Annotated in this window: 25 protein-coding genes; 8 read left to right on the top strand and 17 right to left on the bottom strand. The window is 71.8% G+C overall.

Annotated elements, in window-relative coordinates:
- Positions 1-95 precede the first annotated feature (95 nt).
- Both Acy02nite_RS30970 and Acy02nite_RS30965 read left to right on the top strand, forming a co-directional pair.
- Positions 96-614, top strand: coding sequence for a sensor histidine kinase (locus Acy02nite_RS30970; protein WP_203747879.1), 519 nt, complete (start codon positions 96-98; stop codon positions 612-614).
- Between the two features lie 464 nt (positions 615-1,078).
- A complete protein-coding gene (locus tag Acy02nite_RS30965; protein ID WP_203747876.1) occupies positions 1,079-1,714 on the top strand; it encodes an excalibur calcium-binding domain-containing protein in 636 nt (211 codons plus the stop codon).
- 17 nt (positions 1,715-1,731) lie between these two features.
- Here the strand turns inward: Acy02nite_RS30965 and Acy02nite_RS30960 are convergent, their stop codons facing one another.
- The 5 genes from Acy02nite_RS30960 to Acy02nite_RS30940 all read right to left on the bottom strand — a co-directional run bounded on the left by Acy02nite_RS30960 (position 1,732) and on the right by Acy02nite_RS30940 (position 7,738).
- Entirely contained in the window at positions 1,732-3,819 is a 2,088-nt protein-coding gene (locus tag Acy02nite_RS30960) for a glycoside hydrolase family 15 protein (protein WP_203747873.1), read from the bottom strand.
- Positions 3,820-3,856: 37 nt separating this feature from the next.
- On the bottom strand, positions 3,857-6,166 hold the full coding sequence (locus tag Acy02nite_RS30955) for a PAS domain-containing hybrid sensor histidine kinase/response regulator (RefSeq protein ID WP_203747870.1): 2,310 nt from the start codon (positions 6,164-6,166) through the stop codon (positions 3,857-3,859).
- A gap of 130 nt (positions 6,167-6,296) precedes the next feature.
- Entirely contained in the window at positions 6,297-6,545 is a 249-nt protein-coding gene (locus Acy02nite_RS30950; RefSeq protein ID WP_239175374.1) for a hypothetical protein, read from the bottom strand.
- 7 nt (positions 6,546-6,552) lie between these two features.
- Complete coding sequence (locus Acy02nite_RS30945) at positions 6,553-7,113, bottom strand: helix-turn-helix domain-containing protein (RefSeq protein ID WP_203747866.1); 561 nt, start codon at positions 7,111-7,113, stop codon at positions 6,553-6,555.
- A gap of 55 nt (positions 7,114-7,168) precedes the next feature.
- On the bottom strand, positions 7,169-7,738 hold the full coding sequence (locus Acy02nite_RS30940; RefSeq protein WP_203747863.1) for a hemerythrin domain-containing protein: 570 nt from the start codon (positions 7,736-7,738) through the stop codon (positions 7,169-7,171).
- Positions 7,739-7,857: 119 nt separating this feature from the next.
- Between Acy02nite_RS30940 and Acy02nite_RS30935 the strand changes: the two genes are divergently transcribed.
- Positions 7,858-8,172, top strand: coding sequence for a DUF3817 domain-containing protein (locus tag Acy02nite_RS30935; protein WP_203747860.1), 315 nt, complete (start codon positions 7,858-7,860; stop codon positions 8,170-8,172).
- A gap of 574 nt (positions 8,173-8,746) precedes the next feature.
- Here the strand turns inward: Acy02nite_RS30935 and Acy02nite_RS30930 are convergent.
- The 5 genes from Acy02nite_RS30930 to Acy02nite_RS30910 are packed head-to-tail and all read right to left on the bottom strand — an operon-like array spanning position 8,747 to position 13,860.
- Positions 8,747-9,712 (bottom strand): cyclase family protein, encoded by a 966-nt coding sequence (locus Acy02nite_RS30930; RefSeq protein ID WP_203747857.1) that lies wholly within the window; start codon positions 9,710-9,712, stop codon positions 8,747-8,749.
- On the bottom strand, positions 9,709-10,851 hold the full coding sequence (locus tag Acy02nite_RS30925) for an alpha/beta hydrolase family protein (protein WP_203747854.1): 1,143 nt from the start codon (positions 10,849-10,851) through the stop codon (positions 9,709-9,711). The genes Acy02nite_RS30930 and Acy02nite_RS30925 overlap by 4 nt, the downstream gene beginning before the upstream one ends.
- Positions 10,851-11,771: a fumarylacetoacetate hydrolase family protein gene (locus Acy02nite_RS30920; protein WP_203747851.1), complete on the bottom strand. Its 921-nt coding sequence runs from the start codon at positions 11,769-11,771 to the stop codon at positions 10,851-10,853. The genes Acy02nite_RS30925 and Acy02nite_RS30920 overlap by 1 nt, the downstream gene beginning before the upstream one ends.
- Positions 11,771-12,715, bottom strand: coding sequence for a VOC family protein (locus Acy02nite_RS30915; protein WP_203747848.1), 945 nt, complete (start codon positions 12,713-12,715; stop codon positions 11,771-11,773). Before Acy02nite_RS30915 ends, Acy02nite_RS30920 begins: the two co-directional genes overlap by 1 nt.
- Before the next feature lie 14 nt (positions 12,716-12,729).
- Complete coding sequence (locus Acy02nite_RS30910; RefSeq protein ID WP_203747845.1) at positions 12,730-13,860, bottom strand: FAD-dependent monooxygenase; 1,131 nt, start codon at positions 13,858-13,860, stop codon at positions 12,730-12,732.
- A 110-nt stretch (positions 13,861-13,970) separates the two neighbouring features.
- On the opposite strand from Acy02nite_RS30910, the gene Acy02nite_RS30905 reads away from it, so the two are divergent.
- Together Acy02nite_RS30905 and Acy02nite_RS30900 are read left to right on the top strand one after the other, a co-directional pair.
- On the top strand, positions 13,971-14,909 hold the full coding sequence (locus Acy02nite_RS30905; protein ID WP_203747841.1) for a LysR family transcriptional regulator: 939 nt from the start codon (positions 13,971-13,973) through the stop codon (positions 14,907-14,909).
- A gap of 134 nt (positions 14,910-15,043) precedes the next feature.
- On the top strand, positions 15,044-16,261 hold the full coding sequence (locus Acy02nite_RS30900; RefSeq protein ID WP_203747838.1) for an MFS transporter: 1,218 nt from the start codon (positions 15,044-15,046) through the stop codon (positions 16,259-16,261).
- A gap of 218 nt (positions 16,262-16,479) precedes the next feature.
- On the opposite strand, the gene Acy02nite_RS30895 is transcribed toward Acy02nite_RS30900, so the two are convergent.
- From Acy02nite_RS30895 to Acy02nite_RS30885, 3 genes are all read right to left on the bottom strand, one after another.
- Positions 16,480-17,487: a DUF4352 domain-containing protein gene (locus Acy02nite_RS30895; protein ID WP_203747836.1), complete on the bottom strand. Its 1,008-nt coding sequence runs from the start codon at positions 17,485-17,487 to the stop codon at positions 16,480-16,482.
- 2 nt (positions 17,488-17,489) lie between these two features.
- Positions 17,490-17,897, bottom strand: coding sequence for a hypothetical protein (locus Acy02nite_RS30890; protein ID WP_203747833.1), 408 nt, complete (start codon positions 17,895-17,897; stop codon positions 17,490-17,492).
- A 125-nt stretch (positions 17,898-18,022) separates the two neighbouring features.
- Complete coding sequence (locus tag Acy02nite_RS30885) at positions 18,023-18,580, bottom strand: DUF2087 domain-containing protein (RefSeq protein WP_203747830.1); 558 nt, start codon at positions 18,578-18,580, stop codon at positions 18,023-18,025.
- Between the two features lie 239 nt (positions 18,581-18,819).
- On the opposite strand from Acy02nite_RS30885, the gene Acy02nite_RS30880 reads away from it, so the two are divergent.
- The 3 genes from Acy02nite_RS30880 (at position 18,820) to Acy02nite_RS30870 (ending at position 22,232) form a co-directional block, all read left to right on the top strand.
- A complete protein-coding gene (locus Acy02nite_RS30880; protein ID WP_239175373.1) occupies positions 18,820-19,869 on the top strand; it encodes a lytic polysaccharide monooxygenase auxiliary activity family 9 protein in 1,050 nt (349 codons plus the stop codon).
- Positions 19,870-20,157: 288 nt separating this feature from the next.
- Entirely contained in the window at positions 20,158-21,465 is a 1,308-nt protein-coding gene (locus tag Acy02nite_RS30875; protein ID WP_203747811.1) for a putative bifunctional diguanylate cyclase/phosphodiesterase, read from the top strand.
- 92 nt (positions 21,466-21,557) lie between these two features.
- Positions 21,558-22,232, top strand: a complete 675-nt coding sequence (locus tag Acy02nite_RS30870; RefSeq protein WP_203747946.1) for a DUF3159 domain-containing protein — start codon at positions 21,558-21,560, stop codon at positions 22,230-22,232.
- Positions 22,233-22,407: 175 nt separating this feature from the next.
- Here the strand turns inward: Acy02nite_RS30870 and pcaDC are convergent, their stop codons facing one another.
- From pcaDC to Acy02nite_RS30850, 4 genes are all read right to left on the bottom strand, one after another.
- Positions 22,408-23,520, bottom strand: coding sequence for a bifunctional 3-oxoadipate enol-lactonase/4-carboxymuconolactone decarboxylase PcaDC (pcaDC, locus tag Acy02nite_RS47805; RefSeq protein ID WP_203747808.1), 1,113 nt, complete (start codon positions 23,518-23,520; stop codon positions 22,408-22,410).
- A 68-nt stretch (positions 23,521-23,588) separates the two neighbouring features.
- Complete coding sequence (locus Acy02nite_RS30860) at positions 23,589-24,791, bottom strand: lyase family protein (RefSeq protein WP_203747805.1); 1,203 nt, start codon at positions 24,789-24,791, stop codon at positions 23,589-23,591.
- 184 nt (positions 24,792-24,975) lie between these two features.
- Positions 24,976-25,539: a protocatechuate 3,4-dioxygenase subunit alpha gene (gene pcaG, locus Acy02nite_RS30855; RefSeq protein WP_203747802.1), complete on the bottom strand. Its 564-nt coding sequence runs from the start codon at positions 25,537-25,539 to the stop codon at positions 24,976-24,978.
- Positions 25,540-25,585: 46 nt separating this feature from the next.
- Positions 25,586-26,003: dioxygenase family protein (locus Acy02nite_RS30850; protein WP_498063723.1), on the bottom strand; the 418-nt coding region annotated here is incomplete at its 5' end.

Here is a 26,003-nt window from a genome sequence, read left to right as displayed (position 1 = left end):
GCGGTGCTGGTTTCCGAGAGGGAAGGAGACGCTGCGGAAACCTGCCGCTCGCCAGGATGGTTCGCGTCGATGAACGCGAATGGGAGGCGGGGATCGTGCGAGCGCTGGTGGGAAGGGACGACGAGGAGCCGTGGGCGCGGTTGCGAGCGGGATCCGGAAGCCCGGCGGACGAGGAGGGGCGTGCGCCGTTCAACCTGACCGAGCTGGTGCGGGAGTTGGTCGACGCGCGGCGGGACGAGGCTGACCGGTATGAGGTGACGCTGCTGGCGGCGCTCGCTCCGGCGACCGCGATGGGCCGGGTGCGACTGGCCGGGCGGCTCGTCGTGACCCTGGTGGAGAACGCGATCCGGCACAACACGGCCGGCGGCTGGGCCGGGGTGACCGTGCGCCACGGCGAGGGCCGGGCGGTGCTGACCGTGGTGAACACCGGGCCACCGGTGCCCGACGATCGGCTGATCTTCCGGCCGTTCGACCGGGGCGGGCCGGGCGGTGGGACGGGGCTGGCCGTGGTGCGGGCCGTGGCGGACGCTCACGGGGCAACGGTCTCGATCGTCGCGCGGCCCGAGGGCGGGCTGGTGATCGAGGTGGCTTTCCCCGCGCCGGATGCCACGTGATCGCCCGATGAGACGGCCCGGCTGCCGTCGACCGCGCCGGTGCCCAACCCGGCGGGATCGGGGTGCGCGACTGCAGGGCTGGGTCGATCGATGGGAGTGAGTGGACCTTTCGGTCAGGGCCGGGGTCGACCGGCGTGCCGGTACGGGCCGATCGGCGGGTGGCGATGGGCGGTTGCGGACACGATGCTCTGCCTGTGAGTTTGCCGCCTCCGCAGGATCCTTGGGCCCGCCCGTCCGAAACGCCGCAATCGGGACCGCCGGTGATGCCGGGTCAGGCCTATCCCCCGGCGCCGGGGCACGAGTTCCCGCCCACGGTGGCTGGGCCGGCGTATCCGCACGGCGGAGCGGCACCGGGCGGGCCGGCGTATCCGCACGCCGGAGCCGCACCGGGCGGGCCGGCGTATCCGCACGCCGGAGGGACGCCGGGCGGGCAGCCGTTGCCGCACGGTGCGGCCGGATATCCGATGACCGTGCCGTACAACGCGGCGGGCAAGCCGGTGAAGAAGCCGGCCGTCGGCAAGGTGCTGCTGGGCCTGGCCGGTGTCGCCGTGCTGTTCGTGTGCGGCGCGGCGATCTTCGCGCCGGACTCGCCGAAGACGGACAACGCCGGGTCGGTACGGCCGTCGGCGGTGATCTCCACCGAGCAGGTCGCCGCGTCGGCGGTTCCGGTGGCGGTCGCCCCGTCGGCGAGTCCGGGCCCGAGTCCGAGTTCGGCGAAGGCCACGCCGGTGGCTCCTGCGAAGACCACCAAGCCGGCGTCGGCGAGAACCACGGCGAAGCCGGTCTACTACGCGAACTGCGACGCCGTGCACGCCGCCGGAAGGTCGAACCTGCGCAGGAGCGACCCCGGCTACCGCAAGGCGCTGGACCGCGACGGCGACGGCCTCGCCTGCGAGTCCGGTGACGCCGACGAGCCGGACGAGCCCGGCACCGGCGACACCGGGGACAGCGACACCGGGGAGGACGACGGCGGGACGGATCCGCGGTACGCCACGTGCGCGGCGGCGAAGAGGGCCGGCCACGGGCCGTACACCAAGGGCGAGGACCCCGAGTACGCCTGGTACCGCGACGCCGACAAGGACGGAGTCGTCTGCGAGTAACGGTTTCCGGCTTCCGGTCAGCCGCCGGCGACGTCCGCGGGCTTCGTATAACGGTCGGCGACGGCTGCCGGCCGCTCCAGCACGCGCCCGGCGGCCAGGTCCGCGGCGAGCCGCAGGTACTGGGCATGTGTCCAGGCCAGCGGCGTCGCCGAGGTGCTCGGGGTGCCCAGCGGCCGGTTCGGCGGGTACTGGTCCCACACCTGTTCGGGCAGCATCCGGCTGGGCCCGGCGGCGCTCGCCAGGATCCTCAGCTGCGAGCGCGCCCCGGCACGGGAGCCACCGGCCAGCAGGTATTCGCCGCGTTCGCCGTTGAGCAGCGGCCACGCCCGTCCCCGCGTGATCTGCGAGTCGGCCGGCAGCGGGTAGTCCCACTGGCTGCCGTCGGCTTTCTCGCCGTACCCGTCGAAGGACGCCCGGTGCCAGAACGGGCCCGCGCCGAGCTGGGCGTCGACGACGCGCAGCGAGGTGCGTACGTCCGGATCGCCGGCCGGCAGGATGCCCAGCCTGACGAGCTCGAGGAACCCCGGGTCCACCACCCGTCGCTGGTCGACGCCGGACGGGCCGCTGTCCCCGATGTCGTAGGTCGTCCCGAGGTCGGGCTTGCCGTCCTTGGTGAGCCGCAGGAAGTACGGCGAGCGGGAGTACGGCCCGGTGCTGGTGACCGTCCACGCCTTCACGTTCGCCCGCCACTGATCAGCAACGGTCAGGTACCGCGTGGCGGACGCGTCGTCCTCGTTGTCGGCGGCGATCGACGCCGCGCAGACGAGCCCGGCGATCTCGGCCGCGATGGTGGCCGGGGAGTACCCGGACTGGTTCTCCCACCGGTCCTGCGGGCTCCACGGCGCGCGGTTCCCGTCCTGCTCGAAGCCGATCAGGAAGTCCGCCGCCTTCCTCACGTGCGCCCAGGTCGCCGCGTCGGTGCGGCCGAGCTGGTAGGCGAGCACGATCGGCAGGCCCACCTCGTCGAGCTGCAGCCCGTCCCAGACCGGGGTGCCGTCGAGCCGGGAGTTCTGCGGGAACGAGCCGTCGGGCTTCTGCTGCACGGTGAACAGGTAGTTCAGCGCGCGGGTGGCGCCGGCCCGGTCACCGGCGGCGAGGAGCCCGGTCGCGATCTGGTAGAGGTCGCGGGACCAGACCAGGTGGTACGGCCCGGACGGGTCGTCACGGCCGAAGGCCCACGGCGAGCCGGGCGCCGCCACGTACGCGCCGCGGTGGGTCTTGTCCTCACTGGCGGCCAGGACCATCGCGGAGGTCCGCCACAGCGCGCGGTCGGCGACGGCCGGCGGGCGGTGCAGTCCGCCGAGGTGACGGTGCCAGCCGGCGGCGTACTCCCGGGCGGTCGCGCCGAACCCGCGGCGCAGCCCGGCCCGGGCGCCGTCGAGCGCCGCGCCGGTGGACGTGCCGAAACCGAGCGCGAGCGTGGTGTGCCCGGTGCCGAGCCGGCCGGTCTGCACCAGGTAGCCGGGCGCGGCCGAGGTGTACCGCGCGTCCAGGTCGTCGCTGGTCCCGGTGAAGCCGTTGGACGTGGTGCGGAAGGCGGGCGCGGCCACGAAGGCGCTGGCCACGTCGCCGTCGGAGGCCACGAGCGCGTCTCCCGCCGTACGGCCGGAATCTCCGCTCCTGCTGTTGCCCAGTGCCGGGTCGAAGATGGCGTGGAGGCGATAGCCCGGACGGGCGGTGAAGTTCACGTCGGCCAGGACGGTGGCACGGTGCGGGTCGGTCGCGTACGAGAGGGAGAGCCGCCACCGACCGGACGGCCCGGCCAGCCGCTGCCGGAAGCTCAGGCTCCTGTCGTCGGTCATGGTGGTGTCCACGGACGCCGCGGTCTCGCGACCGGACGGGCCGGTGACGACGAAGCTCAGCGCCCGCGCGCTCGGCGTCCCGAGGTCCGGGTAGAAGATCTCGCCGAGGCCACCGGTGCGCTGCACGGTCGCCCAGACCTTGCTCTCCGTGCCCGCCGCGGTGATCAGGCCGGTCTTGTCGGCGGGCAGGTACTGCTGGTCCGCACCGGGTGCGCCGGGCGCCGGGACGTCACGGGCGGCAGCGAGCGGGGTGAGACCGAGGAGGGCGGCCGCCATGATGCGACCGATTTTCCGGTACGGCATGACGCCCCGCTTACCCACGTATCGACGAACGTAACAGTCAAGGCTTCGCTTGCAGCTCATCGTGCAGAGCGCGCATCAGTTCAGCGCTGGTGAACGGCTTCTCCAGCAGATGCACGCCGGCCGCCAGGGTCCCGTGGTCGGTCAGGACCGGCTGGGCGTACCCGGACATGAACAACACCCTGGTGCGGGGGTGGCGGGCCGTCACCGCGTCGGCCAGGTCCTTGCCCAGCATCCCCGGCATGATCACGTCGGTGAGCAGCACGTCGACGGGCTGGGAGCCGGCCAGCCGCAACGCCTCCTCGCCCCCGGTCGCGGCCAGCACCGTGTACCCGCCGCGGACCAGGATCCGGCAGGTCACCTCGCGCAGCGCGTCCTCGTCCTCGACGACCAGCACCGTCGCCCCGCGCCCGTCCAGCTTCTCGGCGGTCCCGCCGGTGGTCACCTCCTGCGCCCGCGCGTCGGTGACCGGCAGCAGGATCGTGAACGTGGTGCCGATCCCCGGCTCGGAGTAGATCTGCACGGTCCCGCCGGCCTGCGTGACGATGCCGTAGACGGTGGCCAGCCCCAGCCCGGTGCCCTGACCGCTGGGTTTGGTGGTGAAGAACGGCTCGAAGGCCTTGTCGATCACCTCCCTGGGCATGCCGGTGCCGGTGTCCGAGACGCGCAGCCGCACGTACGGGCCGGGGCTGAGCCCGAGGCGGGGAGTCGAGTACTCCGCGTCGACGTCGACCCGCGCGGTGTCGATCGTGAGGCGGCCACCGGTGGGCATCGCGTCGCGGGCGTTGACCGCGAGGTTGACGAGCACCTGCTCCAGTTGTCCCGGGTCGGCCATGACCGCGGGCAGGGCGTCGGTGGTCCGTACCGTCAAGGTGATGTGCTCGCCGAGAGACCGCCGCAGCATGTGACAGACCTCGGTGACCACCGCGTTGAGGTCGAGCGGCCGGGGCCGGATCACCTCACGCCGGGCGAAGGCCAGCAACTGGTGGGTGAGATCGCTGCCACGCCGGGCGGCCCGGGCGATCTGCTCGGCGTCGGCGGCCGGCGGGCTTCCGGCGGCGTCCTCCATGATGAACGCCGCGTAGTTCAGGATGACCGCCAGCAGGTTGTTGAAGTCGTGCGCGATGCCGCCGGCCAGCTGTCCCAGGCTCTCCAGGCGCTGGGCCTGCTGCATGCGGGCCTCGAGCTTCTGCCGGTCGGTCTCCTCGCGCAGCCGGTGCCGCTCGGCCTCGGCGGTGAGCCGGTCGGTGATGTCCCGGACAGCGGCCACGGTGATCACGCCGGCGTCGGTGTGCAGCGCGCTGACCGTGATGTCGACCGGCAACTCGGCGCCGTCGCTGCGGATCGCCCGGCGCTTGGCCCAGCGCTGTTCGCGGGCGTCGGCGCGCTCGGTCTCCGGCGGGGTGGACGGGTCGTCGCCGGTCCGCAGCACGGCCGAGACGGGTGGCAGCCCGTCCGGCAGGAGCCAGCCGACGGGCAGGTGGATCAGTTCCTGCCGCGGATGCCCGAACAGGCGCTCGGCCGCGGCGTTGACCAGCACCAGCTGGCCTGTCTCGGCGACGCCGAGCAGCGCGTCCGGGGCGGCGTCGAGGATCGCCTGGACCCGTGCCTCGGTGCGTTCGCGTTCGCTGATGTCGCGGGCGATGCTGGTGGTGCCGGCCACGGTGCCGTGCTCGTCCAGCAGCGGCGAGGTCAGCACCGCGACCGCGATCGGCTCGCCGGAGGTGGTGAGCCGCAATGATCGATATCGGTCGACTCTGGCGCCCTTGCGCACCAGGTCGCGGATCTGCCGCTCGTCGGCGCGCCGGTCCGGCGGGATGATCTCGTCGATCGGGACGCCGATCATCTCGTCGGCCGGGAAGCCGTAGAGCAGCTCGGCACCCGGATTCCAGGACAGCACCCGGTCGTCCAGGCCGACGGTGACGATCGCGTCGTGCGAGGACTGCACGACCGAGGCGAGCAGGGCGCGGCTCGTGGCCATCCGGCGCTGGGCGGTGTCGTCACGCAGGACCGCGGTCACGTAGGTCTCACCGTCGGGCGCGCTGACGCCGGAGAGGGAGATCTCCACCGGGAAGACCGCGCCGTCGCGGCGCCTGCCTCGCAGCGGCACGCGGCGCAGGGGGTGGCTCTCGCCGGTCAGGTAGGCGGCGCGCTTCTCCGGGAGCCCCGGGCGGACGTCCTCCGGGAACAGCTCGTCGACACAGATGCCGACGAGGCGGCCGGGCGGGTAGCCGAACATGTCGTGGGCCCGGCGGTTCGCGATCGTGACGGTGCCGTCCGAGCGGCAGATGACGATCGCGTCCGGCGCGGTGTCGATCAGGAGCCCCGGCAGCTCAATGCGTGACTCCACACCCGTCCCCTCCCTCCTTCAAACTACGGGATTCATGGAGGTACGGGCACGGATTCGCTGTTTCCGGGCATCCGCTCGAGCTCTCGCCGGTTCACGACACAGACCGGTTCCGGCGTACGGCGGGAGAGCGTCACACGGTGCGCCGCCCACCGGTGAGGTCGCTGTCGGCCGGCCGGTCCCACCCGTCGCAGGAGTCCTCCGGCTCGACCTCGAGCAGGTCGAACAGATCCGGCCCGGCATGCCCCGTGTCGACAGAGCCGCCGATCAGGCCCATCAGCGCGGCACAGTTACGCCCATAACCCTGCACCATGCGGTCCACCCGGGTCGGGTGACCGCAGCGACGGCACGGTCGCATCCGCTCCACCGGACGGTCACCCACCAGTTCATTATCGTCGGGAACCCGGGTTCGCGCCCGCCTCTCGCGCGCTGAATCCGGTCGCGGCCGGATCTTGCGCGCCGAACCCGGCCTCGGCCGCTATCTTCGCGATCCGGTCCAGCGCGTCGCGGGGGTCCTCGTGCGGCCGGCTGGCCAGTTCGCCCACCTGCCGGAGCAGGTCCGGCAGGTGGCCGTCGTCGAGCTGGCGGACCCGTTCCACGATGCGCAGCAGCGCGGTCAGGTCGGCGATCGTGTCACGGAGGCTGTCCGGGTCGACGGTGCCGATCATGACCGGCTGCCGCCCGGGGACCGGGCCGGCCTCGCCGGCCGCGCGGAGGATCCCGATCCGGAAGCCGATGGCCACGGCATGCGCCTGGTCACGAGCGCCGAGCTGTTGGTACAACGTGCGCAGCCGGGACTTGACGGTGTTCGGCGAGATGTAGAGGCGAGCCGCCATCTCGCGGGCCGTCTCGCCGGCGGCGAGGGACTCGATGGTCTCCTGAAGGTGTGGTGCCAGCACCGGCCGTTGCGCAACGGCCCTGGTGTGGCTTCGATGCGTTTGCAGCGACATGCCCGAGAATGTAGATCTTGCTCATTCCGGTGTGATCCACACCTCCCGAATGAACTCAGCCGTTACCGACTGCTTTGGCCAGTTCATCCTTCGTCATCGACGACCGGCCCGGGATGTCCTTTTCCTTGGCTTTTTCATAGAGTTCGTGGCGGGTCTCGTGCCCGGCGTCTCCCGTTGTGGGAGCCGGCGACTCGGGCAGCGCGCCGGTGGTCGCCTCGACGAACCGCTGCCCCATCTCCTCCCGCTCGTCGTCGGTGAGGTTGTCGGCCAGGATCGGGAGCAGGTCCTCCTCTTCCTCCTGGACGTGGTGCCGCAACTCGCCGATGATCGCCGCGAGCGTGCCGTCGTAACCGGGGTCGTCCGGGCTGCCGTCCAGCAGGCTCTTCAGCATCTCCTCGATCTGGTGGTGCTCCTCGACGCCGTCGCGCACCTCCGCACCGGTCTCCTGCGCCCTGTCCCGGATGGCGGGGTAGACGAAGTCCTCCTCGGCCTCGGAGTGCGGCAGCAGCAACCTGGCCACCTCCTGGAGCAGCGCGGCCGTGTCCGAGCCGTCCTCCTCCGCCTGGGTGAGCAGCTTCTCCACCTGCTGGTGCTGCTCCTTGATGATCTCCACGATGTCCGGCACGGATCCCCCTCCGCGGTTGGCTGACCTTCCTCGGCGGCGGGTACCCGGGGCTCCTGCCAGGAAACACTCAACTTCGAGGTCGTACCGTTCCGGGTCGAGGATCGTGAAAGGGGTTGCGGGTGGAAGCGTTCCGGGTGTTCCGGGTGACCGCGGTCGCGGAGGCGTTCTCGTGGACCGGGCTGCTCGTGGGGATGTATCTCAAGCACGTCTCGCACACCACTGACGCGGGCGTGTGGCTGTTCGGGCGGGTGCACGGTGCGCTGTTCGTGGCCTATCTCGCCGCCACGCTCTGGGTCGCGCGGGCGGAGCGGTGGTCGCTCTGGCGGACGGCGTTCGCGCTGGGCGCGTCCGTGCCGCCGCTGACCACGCTGATCTTCGAGCGCTGGGTGTCGAAGCGCCGCCCGGCCGCCGAGCCGGTCAGCGCCACCGTCTGAGCTTCACCCGGGTTTCACACGCGGTGATCTAGAAAGCTTTGCTAGAGGAGCGCGCTGGGCGGCCGCCACCGCCTGTGCTCCGCCACGGAAAGGGGCGCGTCCAGTGGACGCGCCCCTTTCCCGGCCACTGCCCGCCAACCGCGCGGGCGTGCAGGCCCAGCCGGTCACGCACGCCCCGGCCCAGCCGCAGGTCGCCCTCTCGAGCTGGCACTCACCGTGGTTATCCCGCCGCCACAACCACGGCCAGAACCAGCTGCGGGCCGGGCGCGGGCGGCTGGGGCTCACCGTGGTTTTCGCGCCGGCACGACCACGGTCGGAGCCAGCTGGGGGCGGGCGGCTGGCGCTCAGCGTGGTTGTCTGACCGCCGAAACCGCGGTCAGAACCAGCTGAGGGCCTGCCGCGCGCCGCGACCTGGGCCGAACGCGGATTCGCGTGCGAGTGCGGCACGCGCGGCTCGCGTGCGAGTGGCCCACGCCGAGCGCGGCCCGCATGCGAGTGCGCCGAGCGCGGCTCGCATGCGGGTGCGGCAGGTGCGGTTTGCGTGCGGGTGGGGCGGGTTCGGGTGGGTGGGTGGTTACTTGACGGCGATGGGGTTGACCGGGCTGCCTACCGCGCCGGTGATCGGGAGGGGGGCGGCGGTGAGCCAGAACTCGTAGACGCCGTCGGCCGCGCAGTCCGCCGCCAGCTCGTCCGGGTCCCACATCTCGCCGAGGAACAGGCCGATGTGCGGGATCGCCACCTGGTGCAACGGCTGGAACGCCTCGTCGAACTCGTTGGGCCGCACCTCGAAGCCCCACGTGTCGGTCGCGATCGCGGCGATCTCCGTGCGGTGCAGCCAGTCCGCTGTGGTGAACGACAGGCCGGGCGCCGGACCGCCCGCGTACTCACCCCAGCCGTTGCGGCGGGCGCGGGTGAGCTGACCCGTACGTACCAGCACGATGTCGCCCTGGCCCACAGCGGACGTGGCGCCCTGCCGGGCGATGGTCTCCACCAGGTGTTCTTCCGTGATGGCGAAGCCGTCCGGAAGCTCGCCGTCGACGCCGAGAGCACGCCCCACGTCGAGCAGCACGCCACGCCCGGCGATCACCGACGCGACCGTCTCGATGCCGGTGACGCCGTCGCCGAGGCTGGTCACGACCTTCTCGGCGGGCCGGCCGTTCCAGGCGTGGCCGTGGTCGAAGATGTGGCCGAGCCCGTCCCACTGCGTCGAGCACTGCAGCGGCATCGCGATCACGTCGTCGGCGCCGCCGAGCCCGTGCGGGAAGCCCTGCACGCCGGTGACCGCGTCGGTGCCGGTGTCGAGCATGGTGTGCACCGGGTTGGTGCGCCGCCGCCAGCCCTTCTGCGGCCCGTTCGCGTCGAACGACTGCGACAGCGAGAAGGACACGCCGCGCCGCACCAGGCTCGCGGCGTGCGCGCGGTGCGCGGGAGTCAGGAAGTTCATCGTTCCGCGTACGTCGTCGGCACCCCACCGCCCCCAGTTGGAGCACCGTTTCGTGGCCGCCGCGATGGCGCCTTCCGGGTCGGAGCGGTCGATCATGACAGCACGTCCACGATCCAGTCTGCGATGTACGTCTGCACGTGCGCGAAGTGGTCGAGCCCGATGTGCTCGGCCCCGCCCTCGGCCGCCGTGAAGATCCGCAGGTCACGCCGGGGCGCGTTGACCGCCTGCTCGTACGAGCGGTGGGCGTACTGCAGCGGGATCTGCCGGTCGTTCTCGCCGTGCGCGATCAGGAACGGCACGGTGATCTTCTCGACGACGCCGTCCAGGTTGACCGCTTCGGCCTTCTTGATGAACGTGTCCAGATCGGTCTCGCCCCACACCCAGAGCACGTGGTCCCAGTAGTGCGGGACCGGGTGCTCCCCCTCGCGTTCGAGCCGGCGCTTCTGCACCGCGCCCCAGTCGTGGTTGGCGCCCCACGCCACGCAGAGCGCGAGCCGCTTCTCGAACGCGGCGGCGCGCGGCGCGTAGTAGCCGCCCAGCGACCACCCGACCAGTCCGATCTTGCCGGTGACGACGTCGTCGCGGGTCAGCAGGTAGTCGACGCACGCGCGAGCCCAGTCCTCGGACTCGACCCGGCTGGTCAGGCCGAGCAGCCGCAGCGCCTCGCCGCTGCCCGGGGTGTCGACCATCAGCGTGGAGATGCCGCGGGCGGCCATCTCCTGCGGGAAGCCCGAGGCGTACATGTGCTCCTTGGTGGAGTCCAGCCCGTTGAACATGATGATCACCGGGGCCGGGCCGTCCGGAACAGCCTTCTTGAAGTACGCGGGGAGCAGCGCGCCCTCGAACGGGATCTCCACCCGGGTCGTCGCCGGGTCGATCAGGTCAAACGCCTTCTGCTGCAGTTCCAGACAGCGGCGGTAGAAGACGTTGCGGTCCGGCTTCTTGGCGGACTGCATGCGCTCGGCCTGTGCCAGGTAGTTCGTGGCCCGCTGGTACTTCTGACCCGCGGTGCGCAGGTGCCCGGCGGCCTCGTCGGCGGCGGCCTGTGTCGCCAGGTCCTCGGCGACCGCGGCCCACGACGCCATGAACTCCCTGGTGCCGACGTCGGCACCCTGGGCACCGAGCTCGCGGATCGGGCGGCAGGCGCGGTCGACCTCGTCGATCAGACCACCACTGTTCAGGGTGGCGACCACGCCCAGGTTCCAGACGTAGTTGCCGGGGAAGTACTCGAACATCAGTCTTGCCTTTCGCTTCGCGCTTTCGCCTGGTCACGGCGGCGGACCTTCGCCAACGGCGCTGTCACATGTCCGGAAGTGATCCGATTGGTCAGGCTGCCGATGCCCTCGACGGTCAACGTCACCTCGTCGCCGTCCTTCAGCGGGGGCGGATCCTGGGTGCCGTTGCGGCCCCACAGCTCCGCGAGGCACCCGCCGTTGCCGACGGTTCCGGAGCCGAGCACGTCGCCGGGCCGCACGATGCTGTCGCGGGCCGCGTAGGCCAGCATCGTCTCGAACGTCCAGCCCATGTTGCCGAGCAGGTCCCGCCCGACCTCGGCGCCGTTGACCTCGGCGACACACCAGAGATCGAGAAAACCGTCCTTCTTGTACGGATCCAGCTCGTCAGCCGTCACGATCCAGGGCCCGAGGCTCGACGCGAAGTCCTTGCCCTTGGCCGGTCCCAGGTTCACCTTCATCTCGCGGCCCTGCAGGTCCCGTGCCGAGAAGTCGTTGAAGATCGTGTACCCGAAGATCGTCCCACCGGGTCCGGCGATCGCGGCGACCTCCAGCTCGAAGTCACGGGCCACGGACGCGGCCGGGAACGGGATGTCGTCGCCGGGGCCGTAGACCGCGTGCGGGTTGGTGAAGTAGAACGTCGGCGCGTCGTACCAGGCCTCGGGCACCCCGGCCGAGCCGTCGATGCTGCGCCGGACACCCTCGACGTGCTCCTCGAACGCCACGAAGTCGCGGACGGAGGGTGGGCGCAGCGGCGCGAGCAGACGTACGCCGGCAAGCGGGGTTCCGGTCTTCGCGACGTCGACGAGACCGTTCGTGATCACGTGCAGCACGTCGGCGTCGTCGACGAACGGGAACACCGTCCCGTCCCGGAGCACGCCCGACCTCTCCCGGCCCTCGTGCCGGTAGGTGACGATCCGCATCAGACCGGCGGCGCGACGAAGCTGCCGCGGTCGGGGTCGTTGAACGACTGCTTCGCGACGAACTCGTTCATCGGGTTCGCCGTCCCCCACTGATCACTCACGGTCGGGTCGGAGAAGTCGTAGAGGTGCGGGTGCCACGTGTCCTCATCGAGTTCCTCCAGCTCGGTGGTGTACTCGATGGTGTTCCCGTGCGGGTCGAGGAAGTAGCTGAAGGTGTTGTTCCCGGCCATGTGCCGGCCCGGACCCCACACCTTCTCGACGCCGCCGCGCAGCAGCCGGCCGGTGCCGCGCATGTACTCGTCGATGCCGCGCATCTCGAACGACGCGTGGTGCAGCGAGACGTGCGGGCCGCGGGCGATCGCCAGGCTGTGGTGCCAGCGGTTGGTGCGCAGGAACCACATCATCGAGCCCATCCGCGGGTGCATCAGGGTGTCCGACAGCGCGAAGTTCAGGTGCTGGTCGTAGAAGGCGACGGTCGCCTCCGGGTTCGGCGAGTTGATCACCACGTGCGAGAGCTTGACCGGAACGGACTCGCCCTCCTCCAGCTTGCGGTGCTGTCGCACCGCCACATCACAGGAGACTTCGACGGTACGGCCGTCGAGGTCGAAGAACCGGAAGCCGTAGCCGCCGCCCGGGGTCAGCAGCGCGCCCGGCTCACTGACCAGCTTCACGCCGGCCCGGCCGAGACGCTCGGCGAGCGCGTTCACGTCGGCCTCGTCCGCGGCGCCGAACGCGATCAGGTCCAGGCGCTTCTCCGGCGCCTTGCGCAGCCGCACCGAGTACTGCTCCGGCGAGCCGGCCGCGGCCAGGAACGCGATGCCCTCGTCGGTGGTCTCGACGTCCAGGCCCCACATGGTCGTGTAGAACTCGAGCTGCTTGTCGTAGTCCGGCACGGCCAGGTCGACGTGCCGCAGGTGGGTGATGAGTCGTTCGTCGTTGCTCATGTTCTTCCTCGGTTTCAGGCGGGCACTTCGACGAGGTGCGAGATCCGGGCCATCAGGCCGGGGACGTCGCCGCGCTCGCGGGCCAGCAGCCAGCGACACAGTTGCAGGGAGGCCTCGACGACCTCCTTGGCGCGCGGCAGGCGCCGCGCGGTGAACTCGGCCCACAGCTCACCGGTCACCGCGTCGTCGCGCAGCAGCAGCTCGGCCAGCACGGACGCGTCCTCGAGAGCCTGGGCGGCGCCCTGCGCGAGGGTGGGCGGGCAGCTGTGCGCGGCGTCGCCGATCACCACGACCCGCCCCCGGTTCCACGGCCCGTCGAGCACGTGGGACTCGAACGCGGTGTAGTTGACCCGGCTCGGGTCGGTCAGCGTCTCCCGGATGTCGTCCCACGGCCCGTGATACGCCCCGGCCAGCTCGCGCATCGTCGCGAGCGCGTCCTCCGGGGTGAGGCTGAACCGGTCCTGCACCGCCTCGACCAGGTACGCGTAGATGCTGTCCGGCCCGGTCGGGCAGTACCCGGCGATGTAGGCGGGACCGCCGTAGAAGAGGTCGGTCCGGGTGATCGATTCCGGCCGCCCGGTGAAGGTGCGCCAAATGCCCATGCCGACCGGCTGCGGCTCGGCGTCGATGCCGACCGCGCGCCGGGTCCAGGAGCGCAGGCCGTCGGCGCCGACCACCAGGTCGTACGCCTGGGAGGTGCCGTCCGCGAAGGTCACCGTGACGGTCTCGCCGTCCTGCTCCAGCGCGGCCGGCTGCGCGCCGAACCGGACCGTGGCGCCGGCCTCCTCGGCCCGCTTGATCAGGATCTTCGCCAGCGTCGGGCGGTACATGCCGAGGGTCGCGGGCAGATCCGGGCCGCCGGTGCGGATGTCGGTGAGCTCGGCGATCAGCGTGCCGGCCGGGTCGGGGGCGCGCAGGCCGAGCGTGTCGAACTCGTACCCCTCGGCACGGATCTGCTCCCAGACGCCGAGTCGGCGCAGCACCCGCAGGGCGTTGCCCTGCAACGTGATCCCGGAGCCGAGCGCGGAGACGTCGGGCTTGAGGTCGATGAGGTCGACCGCGACGCCACCCTCGGCTAGCAGGATCGCCGTGGCGGCGCCGGCGGCACCCCCACCGACGACCAGAACGTTACGAACTGCTGGCACGGCGGTTTCCCTCCCGTTTCGTGTGACTGGGACCACTGTCGCCGGAGGCCGGGGTATTACGGAAGGTCGACTTGCTGATGCGTGCGATCAGCCGGGCTTATAGTGGCGGCATGGCGGTCGACAGGGTGCTGGCCAACCTCGATCTCAATCTGCTGGTCACGCTCGACACGCTGCTGCGCGAGCGGAACGTGACCCGCACGTCCGAACAGCTCGGTGTCAGCCAGCCGGCGGTCAGCGGCGCGCTCGCCCGGCTGCGGCGGCACTTCGGCGACCCGCTGCTCACCCGGGTCGGCAACCGGTACGAGCTGACCCCGCTCGCCGCCCGGGTCGCGGTGCTGACCGGGCCGGCCCTCGCCGGCGTGCGCCGGGTCTTCGACTCGACCGCCGACTTCGACCCGTCCCAGCTCGACCGGGAGTTCACGCTGGTGATCTCCGACTACGCCGCGGCGGTTCTCGGCCCGCTGCTGGCCCGGCGGCTCGGGCACCTCGCGCCGGGCGTGCGGTTGCGGCTGGAGCAGACGACGCCGTACGCGGTGGATCACGTCGCCGACACGCTGCGCGCCGCGGACGGCCTGGTCATCCCGCACGGCTTCGTCACCGAGCTGCCCTATCTGGACCTCTTCGAGGACCGGTGGGTGTGCATCGTGTCCGAGGACCATCCGACCGTCGGGGACACGCTCACCCTCCACGAGCTGCGAACCCTGCCGTGGGCGGTGATCTTCGACCGGCCGACCGCGTTCGCGCCGGCCGCCCGGCAACTGCGGATGCTCGGCATCGAGGCGCAGGTGGACGTGGTGGTCGACGGGTTCCTCCAGCTGCCGTTCCTGATCTCCGGAACCCGGCGGGTGGCGCTCATCCAGGAACGGCTGGCGCGGATGCTGGCGCCGGTGACCGGGATCCGAATCCTGGACTGCCCGTTCGAGGTGGTGCCCGTGGCCGAGGCGTTCTGGTGGAACCCGATGTATCGCAACGACCCGGCCCACGCGTGGTTCCGGGAGCTGATCATGGCGTCGGCGGCTTCCCTGCGTACGCCGGAGCCTCGACTTTGATCGTCGGTCATCAGCGGGGCTGATGGCGGCCATCAGCGGATCGCGGCTTCCGTGCGAGCCGGACGGCTGAGCATATTCAGGGCCTGCCGGATGTGACCTGGACCACCGGCTTCTCTCCCTCCGGAAGGCTCTCCATGTCCGAAGCCGCCACCCTGCGCCGTGCCGGTGCGGGTCAACTCGTGCTGTTGCTCGCCGGCAGCTGCCTGTCCGTGCTCGGCGCGGTCCTGATCGCACCGGTGCTGCCGCAGATGACCGACCACTTCGCCGGCGTCGCCGGGGCGGACGTGCTCGTCCCGATCGTGCTGACCGTGCCGGCGCTGATGATCGGGCTGACCGCGCCGTTCGCCGGGTTCATCGTGGACGCCATCGACCGCAAGCGGCTGCTGATCGCCGCGATGATCGGGTACGCCCTCTGCGGGACGGCGCCGCTGTACCTGAACTCGCTGCCGGCGATCATCGGCAGCCGCGTCCTCGTCGGACTCTGCGAGGCGGCGATCATGACGTGCTGCACGACGTTGATCGCGGACTACTGGTCGGGCCGCCGGCGCAGTCGTTACCTGGGGCTGCAGACGCTGCTGGCATCCGTCTCGGCGACGATCTTCCTCGGGCTCGGCGGCGTGATCGGCGGGTCGGGGTGGCGGGCGCCGTTCTGGCTCTACGCGATCGCGCTGGTCCTCGCCGTCCCGATGGTCCTGCTGATCTGGCAGCCCGTCCGCACCCAGTCCCCGGCCCTCTCCCCGTCCCCCGCGGCCGGGGCTCGTAAGTTGCCGCCGCTGCCGTGGCGGGCGCTGCGGACGCCGTGCCTGGTCACGCTCGGCGGCGGCATCGTGTTCTACGCCCTGATCGTGGAGCTGTCGTTCGTGCTCGACGAGGTCGGCGTGACGGCGACCGGCACGATCGGCGCGCTCAGTGCCCTGATGTCGCTGGCCACCGCGATCGCCGCCGGCTCGTTCGCGAAGCTCTCCGCGAGGACGCCGCGCCAGCTGCTGCCGATCGCTTTCGGGCTCGCGGCGGCCGGCTTCCTGATCCTGTCGGCCACCGCCTCGGTCCCGGTGATCACCACGGGCGCGGTCGTCGCCGGCGCCGGCACCGGGCTGCTCCTGCCGACGCTGCTGACCTGGGCGACGAACAACCTCGGCTTCGAGGAGCGCGGCCGGGGCACCGGGCTGTGGACCGGCGCGCTCTTCATCGGCGAGTTCCTGTCCCCGCTCCTGATCAACGGGCTCTCCGCCGCGACCGGTGGCCTGCGCCCGGCGATCGGCGTGCTCGGCGTGGCCACCGCGGTCCTGGCCGTGGCAACCCTTGCCATCGTCCCGCGGTCCGCGCCCGCCCTGAACATCACGACCGACTGACCCCTCCGCCGCCGACACAGCCACCAGCGCCAGCCACCAGGCCACAGCTGGCACTCACGGCTCCCAAGCACCCGCAACACAGCCGTGATTGCCAGCCGCCGGGGCTCAGCTGGCACTCACGGCTGCTGAAGCAGGCGGTTGCAGCCCTGAGCACCAGCCGGCGCCTGACGGCGGCGCTGACGTCGCAGCCAGAGCTGCTCAGAGTGCGGGCGGGCGGGTCAGTGGGAGGGGATGGCGGTGACCGCGATGCTGTCCGGGCCGGACCGGCCGATCACCGTGGTGAACTCGACCCGCAGCTTTCCGGTGCCGAGCGCGACCGGCTTCTCGAGCGCGATCGTGCCGCTCTGGCGCGCGGACGGGCCGAGCTCGGTGTTCCAGTCCCCGCCGAAGTGGTCCGGCTGATAGGTCCGGCCGTCGCCGTCGGTCACCACGAACCAGCCGGGCGTCAGGCTCATCGAGTACTCGGTGGTGTTGCGGGCCTGGAGGTGGACGACGCCGTGCCCGCCGGTGTTCTCGATCCTCGTGACGGTCAGGCTGAGTCCGCTGCGCTTGGCGGAGATGGCGGTGTCGCTGACGACGACCGGTGGCCCGGCGTCGGCGGCGCCCGCGGCTCCGGAGAACGACGGGACGAGTTTCGCCGGGGAGCTGCCGCCCAGCGCGTACCCGACGCCGAGGACCCCGATCAGGGTGACGATCACTGTCGACACCAGGTGGCCGGCGTGGCTGCCGCCCTTCGCCCCGGCTTTCGCCATCGACCGGCCGATGATCATCAGCACGCTGCCGAACCCGACGCCGAGGAAGTAGACCGCGCCGACCGGGATGCCGGAGCCGAGCCGGGCGCCGAGCATGTCCGGCGGGCCCTTGATGCCACCGGACATGGCGCCGAAGACGATCGACATCCAGCCGGCGAAGCTGAACCCCACCACGCACAGCCCGAGGATCATCAGCACCCGGCCGGGGCCGCGGCCGGTGAACAGCGGGCCCGCCGGGTCGAGGTCGACGTCGAACCGGTCGCCGATGTGCTGCTCACGGATGTGCTGCCGGCCGAAGTTGTTGTGCGAGCCGATCGAGTTGCCGTTCCCGAACTGGTACCCGCTGTTCGCGTGGTGCCGCGACTGGTCGACGTTGGATCGGTGCCGGGACTGGTCGATCGACATGTCGCCGCCCGAGCCGTAGACCCGGGCGCGACCCTCGGCGTGCGCGTCGAACCGGTTGCCGTCGGGCATCCTCAGCGTCCGATCCGCATGTTGCCGCCGGCCACGGTCACGGTCGCACGATCACGAGCACGGACGTTGAACGTGTGCCCGGCCGCCGCGGGGCTCCCGGAGCCGGGCAGCTCCGCGGCGAGCCGGCGCACCAGCGCGTCGAGCTCGGCCGCGGCGTCGGGCCGGACCGCGAGCAGCCGGGCGAGCCGGTCCGCCCAGTAGGCCCGTACCGCGTCCTCGGCGTCGGCGTCGGCGGTGACCCGCCGGCGGTCCAGCTCCAGCTCCGCGGCGACGTCCTCTACCGCGTCCGCCCGGCCGCGGCCGCACACGTGCGCCACGGCTTGCTTGGCCATCTTCCACGCGTCGCCCGCCATCGCCCCCACGATGGTGGCGGCCCCGGCTGCGGCGATCCCCTGCAGGTCAGGTTCCACGGTCGGTCCACACTCCCGGTCGAGAGCAGCCGTCCGCCGGCACCGACGGATTCACAGCTACATCGCCGTCAAAGAGCGACGGGAGTGTTCGACGCGGCCCGACAGCGCGGTTCAGCCGAACGGGGTCACGGCACGTGGACGCGGCCGGCGCCGTAGGAGGTGCCGGCGCGGTCGCGCTCCAGCCAGCCCGTGTCGACTAGCATGCGGCGGACCGCGGCGACGTCGTCGGCGACGAGGGCGATGCGCTTGTTGACCTCGTCCTCGGTCAGCACTCCGTCGACGGCCAGGAAGCGGGCGAGCAACTCGGCGACCTGCTGGTAGCGGTCGCTGAGCGTGGGCGGCAAGCTGGTCAGCCGGCCGTACGCGAAGAAGCCTTTGAGCTGCGGATATTCCGTGAGCAGCGGGGCGATCGGGAGCGTGCCGACCAGGGCCTGCGCCGCCTCGCGCAGCACCTCCGGCTTGGCCCGGTAATACCCGTCGCCCGAGCCGCTGGCCAGTCCGAGCCCGGCCAGCCGGCCCAGCGCCTCGCCGGCCTCGGGTTTCGTCATGTCCAGTAGGAACGACATCTCGGCGATCGAGAACCCCTCCGAGCCGCGAGCTGCCAGGCCGGCGAAGGCGCGCAGGCGGGCAGGGTTGGCGAGTTGCGTGAGGAGTTCGGCGGCGCGAGCTGCTTCTGCGGACATTCCGACAACCTATTGGCGTACGGGCGGGCGGGGCATCCGAATTTCCCCGGCATTGACTTGACTCGATCAATTCGGCACTCTTGGCGGACAGCACTGCCGCGAGCACGCGCGGCACCCCGGGAGCCTGGGCAGCTCCCGCCGTCCTCACCGGCGGCCGTCGCCACGGGCAACGGCCCTGTGCTCAGGAGTGCTGACTTCACATGCACAACGTCGTACGCGCAAGATTTCTGCTCTCTGCCGTGATCGCCGCCCTCGTCGCGGCCCTCGTCGTGATCGCAACGCCGAGCTCCCCCGCCGCGGCGCACGGCAACGTCCTCAGTCCCGCCTCGCGCAACTACGGGTGTTTCGAGCGCTGGGGCGACAAGTTCCAGGCGCCCGAGATGGCCACCCAGGACCCGATGTGCTACCAGGCGTGGCAGGCGGATCCGCAGGCGATGTGGAACTGGAACGGCCTCTTCCGCGAGGGGGTGGCCGGGAACCACCAGGCCGCCATCCCGGACGGTCAGCTGTGCAGCGCCGGGAAGACCCAGAACGGGCGGTACGCCGCGATGGACACGATCGGCGACTGGAAGGCCACCAACCTGGCCAACTCGTTCACGCTGAACCTCTTCGACGGGGCCCGGCACGGCGCCGACTACATCCGGGTGTACGTCTCCAAGCCGTCCTACAACCCGGTCACCCAGGCACTCAAATGGTCCGACCTGGACCTGGTCAAGGAGGTGCCGAACACGCCCGCGGCGCAGTGGACCCAGCAGCTCAGCAACGGGGTGCAGATGGACATCCCGGTGAGCGCGGCCGGGCGCACCGGGCGGGCCATGGTCTACACGATCTGGCAGGCCAGCCACCTGGACCAGTCGTACTACTTCTGCAGTGACGTGAACTTCGGCGGCGGCGGCTCCTCGCCGAGCCCGTCCACCTCGGCGTCGGCCTCCACGTCGCCGTCGACCTCGCCGTCGGCCTCCACCTCGCCGTCGACCTCCACCTCGCCCGCGACCGGGGCGTGCGCCGCGACCGTCTCCGTGGCCTCGCAGTGGTCCGGTGCCTACCAGGCGACCGTGAACGTCACGGCCGGCAACGCGGCCGTCAAGGGGTGGGCGGTCACGCTCACCTACGGCGGGGCGCAGACGGTGCAGCAGTCGTGGAACGCGACAGTGCTGGCCAGCGGGAACCAGATCCAGGCGACGAACGCGGCGTACAACGGGACACTGCCGGCCGGAGGGTCGACGAGCTTCGGTTTCGTCGCGGCGGGCGCACCGGCCACTCCCACCGTCACGTGTTCCGCGGTCTGACCCCTCGCCCCGGCTGGCAACAATTGCTACAGTTCGGTTAACTGGGAGCGCTCCCAGTGATCCCCCGCCTTGACCGAACGGAGGCGCAGCTCATCCCCCGCGTGCACGCACGCAGTGCTGTCGCACCATGACGGGGAAGGAGGCAGCCCCACCTCCTTCCCCGTTCCCCATTCCTCAGACCCGCTGCCCACCGGCCGATGGACAGCTTGATGAAGCCCACGATCGGACCCGCCGGCGACCTCCACACGGCCCTGGCCGCGCTGGACGAGCTGCGCGCGTCCGGATACCGTGCTCACCGACGACCAGGGCACCGTGACCGGGTTGTCCGGGGCGATGCTCGACATCACCGAGCGGCGCACCCTCGAACGGCGCCTCCGGGACCTGGCCGACGCCGACCCGCTCACCGGCGTGGCCAACCGGGCGCTGTTCACCCGGCGGCTGGACGACGCCGCCGCGGTGCTGCTCATCGACCTCGACGACTTCAAGGGCATCAACGACAGCCTCGGGCACGACGTCGGCGACCACTTCCTGATCGCCGTGGCCCGGGTGCTCCGGGAGGCGCTGCCCGCCGGCGGTCTCGTCGCCAGGCTCGGCGGGGACGAGTTCGCGGTGCTCCTGAGCGACGGCGACGACCACGAACGGACCGCCCGGCGGATCACGGCCGCGCTGACCACGCCCGTCGACGTGGCGGGCCATCAGCTGACACCGCGCGCCAGCATCGGCGTGGCCCGGCGGCAGGCCGGCGAATCCGGCGAGGACCTGCTCCGGCACGCCGACATCGCGCTGTACGAGGCGAAGGACGGCGGCAAGAGCCGCTGCGTCCACCACCGGCCCGGGATGCGGACCCGGGTGATCGACCACGGCGCCACCCTCACCGCGCTGCGCCACGCCCTGGACGAAGGCCGGCTGTCGCTGCACTACCAACCGGTCGCCCGGCTCGACGACGGCGTCACGACCGGCGTGGAAGCGCTGGTCCGCTGGACCGACCCGGAACGCGGCGCGCTGCCACCCGCGGAGTTCCTGCCGATTGCGGCGCGCAGCGGGCTGATCGTGCCGCTGGGCGCGTGGGTGCTGGAGACAGCGTGCCGCTACGGCGGGCAGGCGCCGCTCACCTACGTCAACGTGTCGGCGCACGAGTTGCGGGAGCCCCGCTTCGCCGACCGGGTGGCCGCCGCGCTCTCCACCTCCGGACTCGCGCCGGACCGGCTGGTCATCGAGGTGATCGAAGCGGCGATGGACGACACCACCGCACTGGCCACCCTGCACCGCGTCGCCGGCCTCGGCGTCCGGATCGCGCTGGACGACTTCGGTGCCGGGCGGGCGCCGCTGGCACTGCTGGCCGAGGTTCCGGTGGCGGCCGTCAAGGTGCACCCGGTCTTCACCGAGCGGGTGACCGAGAACGGCCGGCACACCGCGGTGGCCCGGACGATCGCGCGGCTGGCCGCCGACCTCGGAATCGATGCCATCGCCAAAGGGGTGGAGACCGCGGAGCAGGCGCGGCGGCTGCACGAGATCGGATATCGCCTGGGGCAGGGATACCACCTGGCTCCTCCGGCCGCCGCTTTCCGGCACGGAGCCGCCGAACGGGCGGCCTGAACTCGGTGACCGTCGCGACGTTTCCGGCGGGCCACGTCGACCTGCCTGACGGGCAGGGTTAGGCTGCCCTAACCGAGAACGGGCGGGTGGAGATGGCGCAGCCGGAGTCGCTGGCAGAATTGCTCAACGGGCGGCGCGCCGCCATCGACGCGTCGTGGCCGGCCGTCGGCTTCCTGATCGGCTGGCTGGTGTTCCACTCCATCTGGGCGGGCACGGCCGGAGCGCTGATCTGCGCGCTCGGCGTCGTCTTCTGGCGCCTGCGCCGCGGCGACAAGCCTCGCGCCGTCCTCTTCGGCCTGCTCGGCGTCTGCGTCGCCGCGCTCGTCGCGCTGCGCACCGGCAAGGCGGAGAACTTCTTCCTGCTCCAGCTGCTCAGCAACGGCGCGAGCGTCCTGGTCTGGACGATCAGCATCGTGATCCGCTGGCCGCTGCTGGGCGTCGTGGTCGGCGCGGTCCTCGGCCAGAAGACCCGCTGGCGCCGCGACCCGGACCTGCTCCGGGCCTACTCCCGGGCGAGCTGGGTGTGGGTCCTGCAGTACGTCATCCGGGTCGCGGTGTTCCTGCCGCTCTACGCCGCTGGGCAGACCGGCGCGCTGGCCGTGGCCCGGATCGTGCTGAGCTGGCCGCTGGTCGCCGCCTGCCTCGCGGTCAGCTGGTGGGTCATCCAACGGGCCCTGCCGGCCGGCCACCCCGGCCCGCGTCACCCGGTGATCGACGAACCGCGGCCGTCGGGCCCCGCCAACGACGCCGCCGACCAGCCCGCCTGACGCCCGACGCCCCGCGATCCCGGTCGCAGGGAAGGTCAGTGCCCCGGCCGCACTGCGAAACACCGCCTGGTTCTCACGGTGGTTGTTCGGGCCGGACAAGCACCGTGAGAACCAGCAGAACCGCGAGCGGCGGCCGCAGCTGGGCCCGCGACGGAGACGGGCTGCGACTGCGGAATCAGAGGTCGTCGAGGACCTGCTGGGCGATGCGGAACGCGGTGTTCGCGGCGGGGACGCCGCAATAGATGGCCGTCTGGAGCAGGACCTCCTTGATCTCGTCGACGGTCAGGCCGTTGGTGCGGGCGGCCCGCACGTGCATCGCCAGTTCCTCGTGGTGCCCGAGAGCGACGAGCGCGGTCAGCGTCACCATCGACCGGCTGCGGCGGTCCAGACCGGGGCGGGTCCAGATGTCGCCCCACGCGTACCGGGTGATCAGATCCTGGAAGTCCCTGGTGAACGGGGTGGTCGCGGCGGTGGCGCGGTCGACGTGCGCGGGGCCGAGCACCTCGCGGCGGACAGCGATCCCGGCCGCGCGGGACTCGTCGAAATGCTGGTCGAGCAGGAACGCGACGACCTCTGGGGACTCGGCCGGGGCCAGGTGGGCGACACTGTCGAGGACCACGAGACGGCCGTTCAGCACGCTTGCCACGATCAGCTCCAGACCGGCGGGCGGGGTGGGTTTGTCCTGGCCACCGGCGACGGCGAGCACCGGCGTGGCGATTTCCGGCAACCTGTCGCGTACGTCGAAATCGGCGAGAGCCTCGCAGCAGCGCGCGTAGCTTTCGTCGTCGGTGGCGCGCAGGGCGTCGAGCAGGGGTTCCCGGTCGGGCGGCGGGAAGTCCGGGTTGAACCAGCGCTCGATCGAACCGGCGACCACCGCGTCGGTGCCCTCGGCGCGGACCAGCGCGGCGCGTTCGGCCCACGCCGCCGCCTCACCGATCTTGGCGCCGGTGCAGAGCAGGGCCGCGGCGGCGATCCGGTCGGGCGCGTCGAGCAGCACCTGCAGGCCGATCGCGCCGCCGATCGAGTCACCGGCGTAGAGGAAGCGTTCGCCGGGGCGCAGCCGGTCGGCGAGCGCGACGACCTCCCGGGCCAGGTCGGCGACGGTGAACGGGCCGGGCGCCGGAGCGCTGCGGCCGTGCCCGGGCAGGTCGAAGCCGACCACGTGGTAGCGGCCGTAGAGCCGGGACGCGCAGCGCGCCCACAGGCTCTCCGCCGAGGTGCCGACGGACGTTCCGAGCAGCAGCAGCGGTCGGTCGGGGGCGTCGGTGAAGACGGTCGCGGTCAGCAAGACTGTCCTTTCAGACAAGACTGTCCCTTCAGGCAAGGTCAAGATCAGGGTCCCGATGCGGTACGGCGTCAGCCCGGCCCCGCCGCGGCACGCGCCAGCACCGCGTCGATGATCTCCTCGGTCGCCCCGGGATAGGGGTGGCCGGGGGCGACGCCGGGCGTGATCGACTGCTGTTCGGCGTCGATGTCCGGGCGGGCGTCGTGCAGCGTGGCCAGCATCTTGCCGGTGTCCACGCGTAACCCGGCGAGCAGCTCGGCGGTCTGCGCCCCGGCCACGACCGTGCGGCGGGCCAGGGTCCGCAGGGTGGCCCACTCCACGTGCCAGCCGCCGTCCGGGCGCTCATCGACGGCGGCGGCCGCCCCCGCGTGGACCAGAGCGGCCAGTGGTGGGCCGGCCAGCGCGGCGCGCTTGATCAGGACGGCGTGGACCGGGTTCTGCTTGTTCGGCATCGCGGACGAGCCGCCCTTGCCCTCGGCCGCGCCCTCGATCAGCTCGTGCACCTCCGGCCGGGAGCCGACCAGCACGTCGTTGGCGATCCTGCCCCACGCGTCGGTGCAGGTCACGAACGCGTCGGCGATCCGGGTCACCGGCGCGCGGCTGGTGTGCCACGGCTCCCGGGACGGCAGCCCCAGCTGCCCGGCGGTGGTCGCGACCAGCTCGCGGGCCCGGCCCGGGCCACCGGCGAGCGCCGCCGGAGCGGCCAGGCTGCCGGCCGCTCCCCCGACCTGGATCGGGAACGTCACGGCGGCGAGCTGGTCGCGCGCGTCGAGGACGCCGGTGAGCCAGCCGGCCGCCTTCAGCCCGAACATGATCGGGATGGCGTGCTGGGTCAGCGTGCGGCCGGCCATCCGGGTCTCGCGGTGCTCGTCCGCGAGCCGGGAGAGCGAGCCGACCTGGGAGCGCAGACCGGCCCGGATCCGGTCGTGCGCGTCACGCAGGCACAGGACGATCGCCGTGTCGATCACGTCCTGGCTGGTCAGACCCTTGTGCAGCCAGCCCGCGGCGGCGGTGTTGCGGCCACGCAGGCGCGCCCGCAGCAGCTTGAGCAGCGGGATCAGCGGGTTGCCGCCGGACTCGCCGTCGATCGCCAGTTGCGGCAGGTCCTCCGGCGCGACCAGGCCGGTCAGGTCCGGCACGGTGAGGTCGGCGATCTTGTGCTCGGCGAGCGCGGTGAGCCACGCGTGCTCGACGCGGACCATGGCCGCCACCACGGCCGCGTCGCTGAACAGGTCACCGGCGCGATGGTCGCCGGGCCACAGGAGGTCGCTCACGGCGTACGCCGGGAGGCTGGTTCTCCACACTGACGGGTTGTCCACAGGGCACCCGCGGGATCTCGGCGATTCCCGCCATACTGATCAGCGGGACCTCCCCCAGGGTGGGTGGGCCGTGCGGGTTGCCGGGTGGATCGTGTGGGTTGCCCTGTGGGTCGTTGTCCGGTGGATCGTGGAGTGACGATCATGCCCAGGCGTCCCGCAGGCGGGGGTAGGTGAGGAACACCGTCTCGGCCGGGCCCTGCAGGTGGATGTCGAAGACCAGGCCCTGGTCGACGCGCCTGGTGATCAGCGTGTCGCGGCGCTCCGGTTCGAGGGCCGCCAGCAGTGGGTCGGCGGCGAACGACTCGGCGTCGCCGGGCAGGTAGGCGCGGGTGAAGAGCCGGTCGAGCAGACCACGGGCGAAAACGGTCACGGCGAAGAACGCGGGACGTTCCGGGGTGGTCCGGCCGGGCTCGACGGTGGCGAACGAGTAGAGGCCGTCCGGGTCGGTCGCGGCGCGGCCCCAGCCGGTGAACGTCCAGCCGTCGCGGCGCAGCGAGCCGGGCTGCCGCACGATGTGGCCCTGCGGGTCGGCCTGCCAGATCTCGATCACCGCGTCCGGGACGGGGGCGCCGGCGCCGTCGGTGACGCGGCCGTGCAGGCGGATCGCGCGCGGGTTCCCCGGCGGGACCAGCTCGTTCATCTGCGGGTATTCGAGACCCAGGTGGAAGAAGGGGCCGACGGTCTGCCCGGGCACGGCGCTCATGCCGACTCCCCTATTCCGCGCTCCATCGAGAACTCGCTCCGGTCGCTCATGCGTTGTCCTCCGTGTCGAGCGGAGTGCGGTGGGTGCCGGTGAGCACGATGTCCCAACGGTATCCGGTGTTCCACTCCGGGGTGGTGAGGTCGTGGTCGTACTGCGCGATCAGCAGCTCCCGGGACTTCGGGTCGGTGATCGACTGGTAGATCGGGTCGTACGGGAAGAGCGGGTCGCCCGGGAAGTACATCTGGGTCACCACGCGCTGGGTGAAATCGGTCCCGAAGATCGAGAAGTGGATGTGCGCGGGACGCCACGCGTTGAGGTGGTTGCGCCACGGGTACGGCCCCGGCTTGATCGTCTGGAAGCGGTACGTCCCGTCCGCGCCGGTGAGCATGCGCCCCACGCCGGTGAAGTTCGGGTCGTGCGGCGCCGGGTGCTGGTCGCGCTGGTGGCGGTAACGGCCCGCGGCG

The sequence above is a fragment of the Actinoplanes cyaneus genome, assembly GCF_016862095.1.
Lineage (GTDB): Bacteria > Actinomycetota > Actinomycetes > Mycobacteriales > Micromonosporaceae > Actinoplanes > Actinoplanes cyaneus.
Note: the sequence above shows the minus strand (reverse complement) of the source record. Positions and strands in the feature narration are given on the sequence as shown.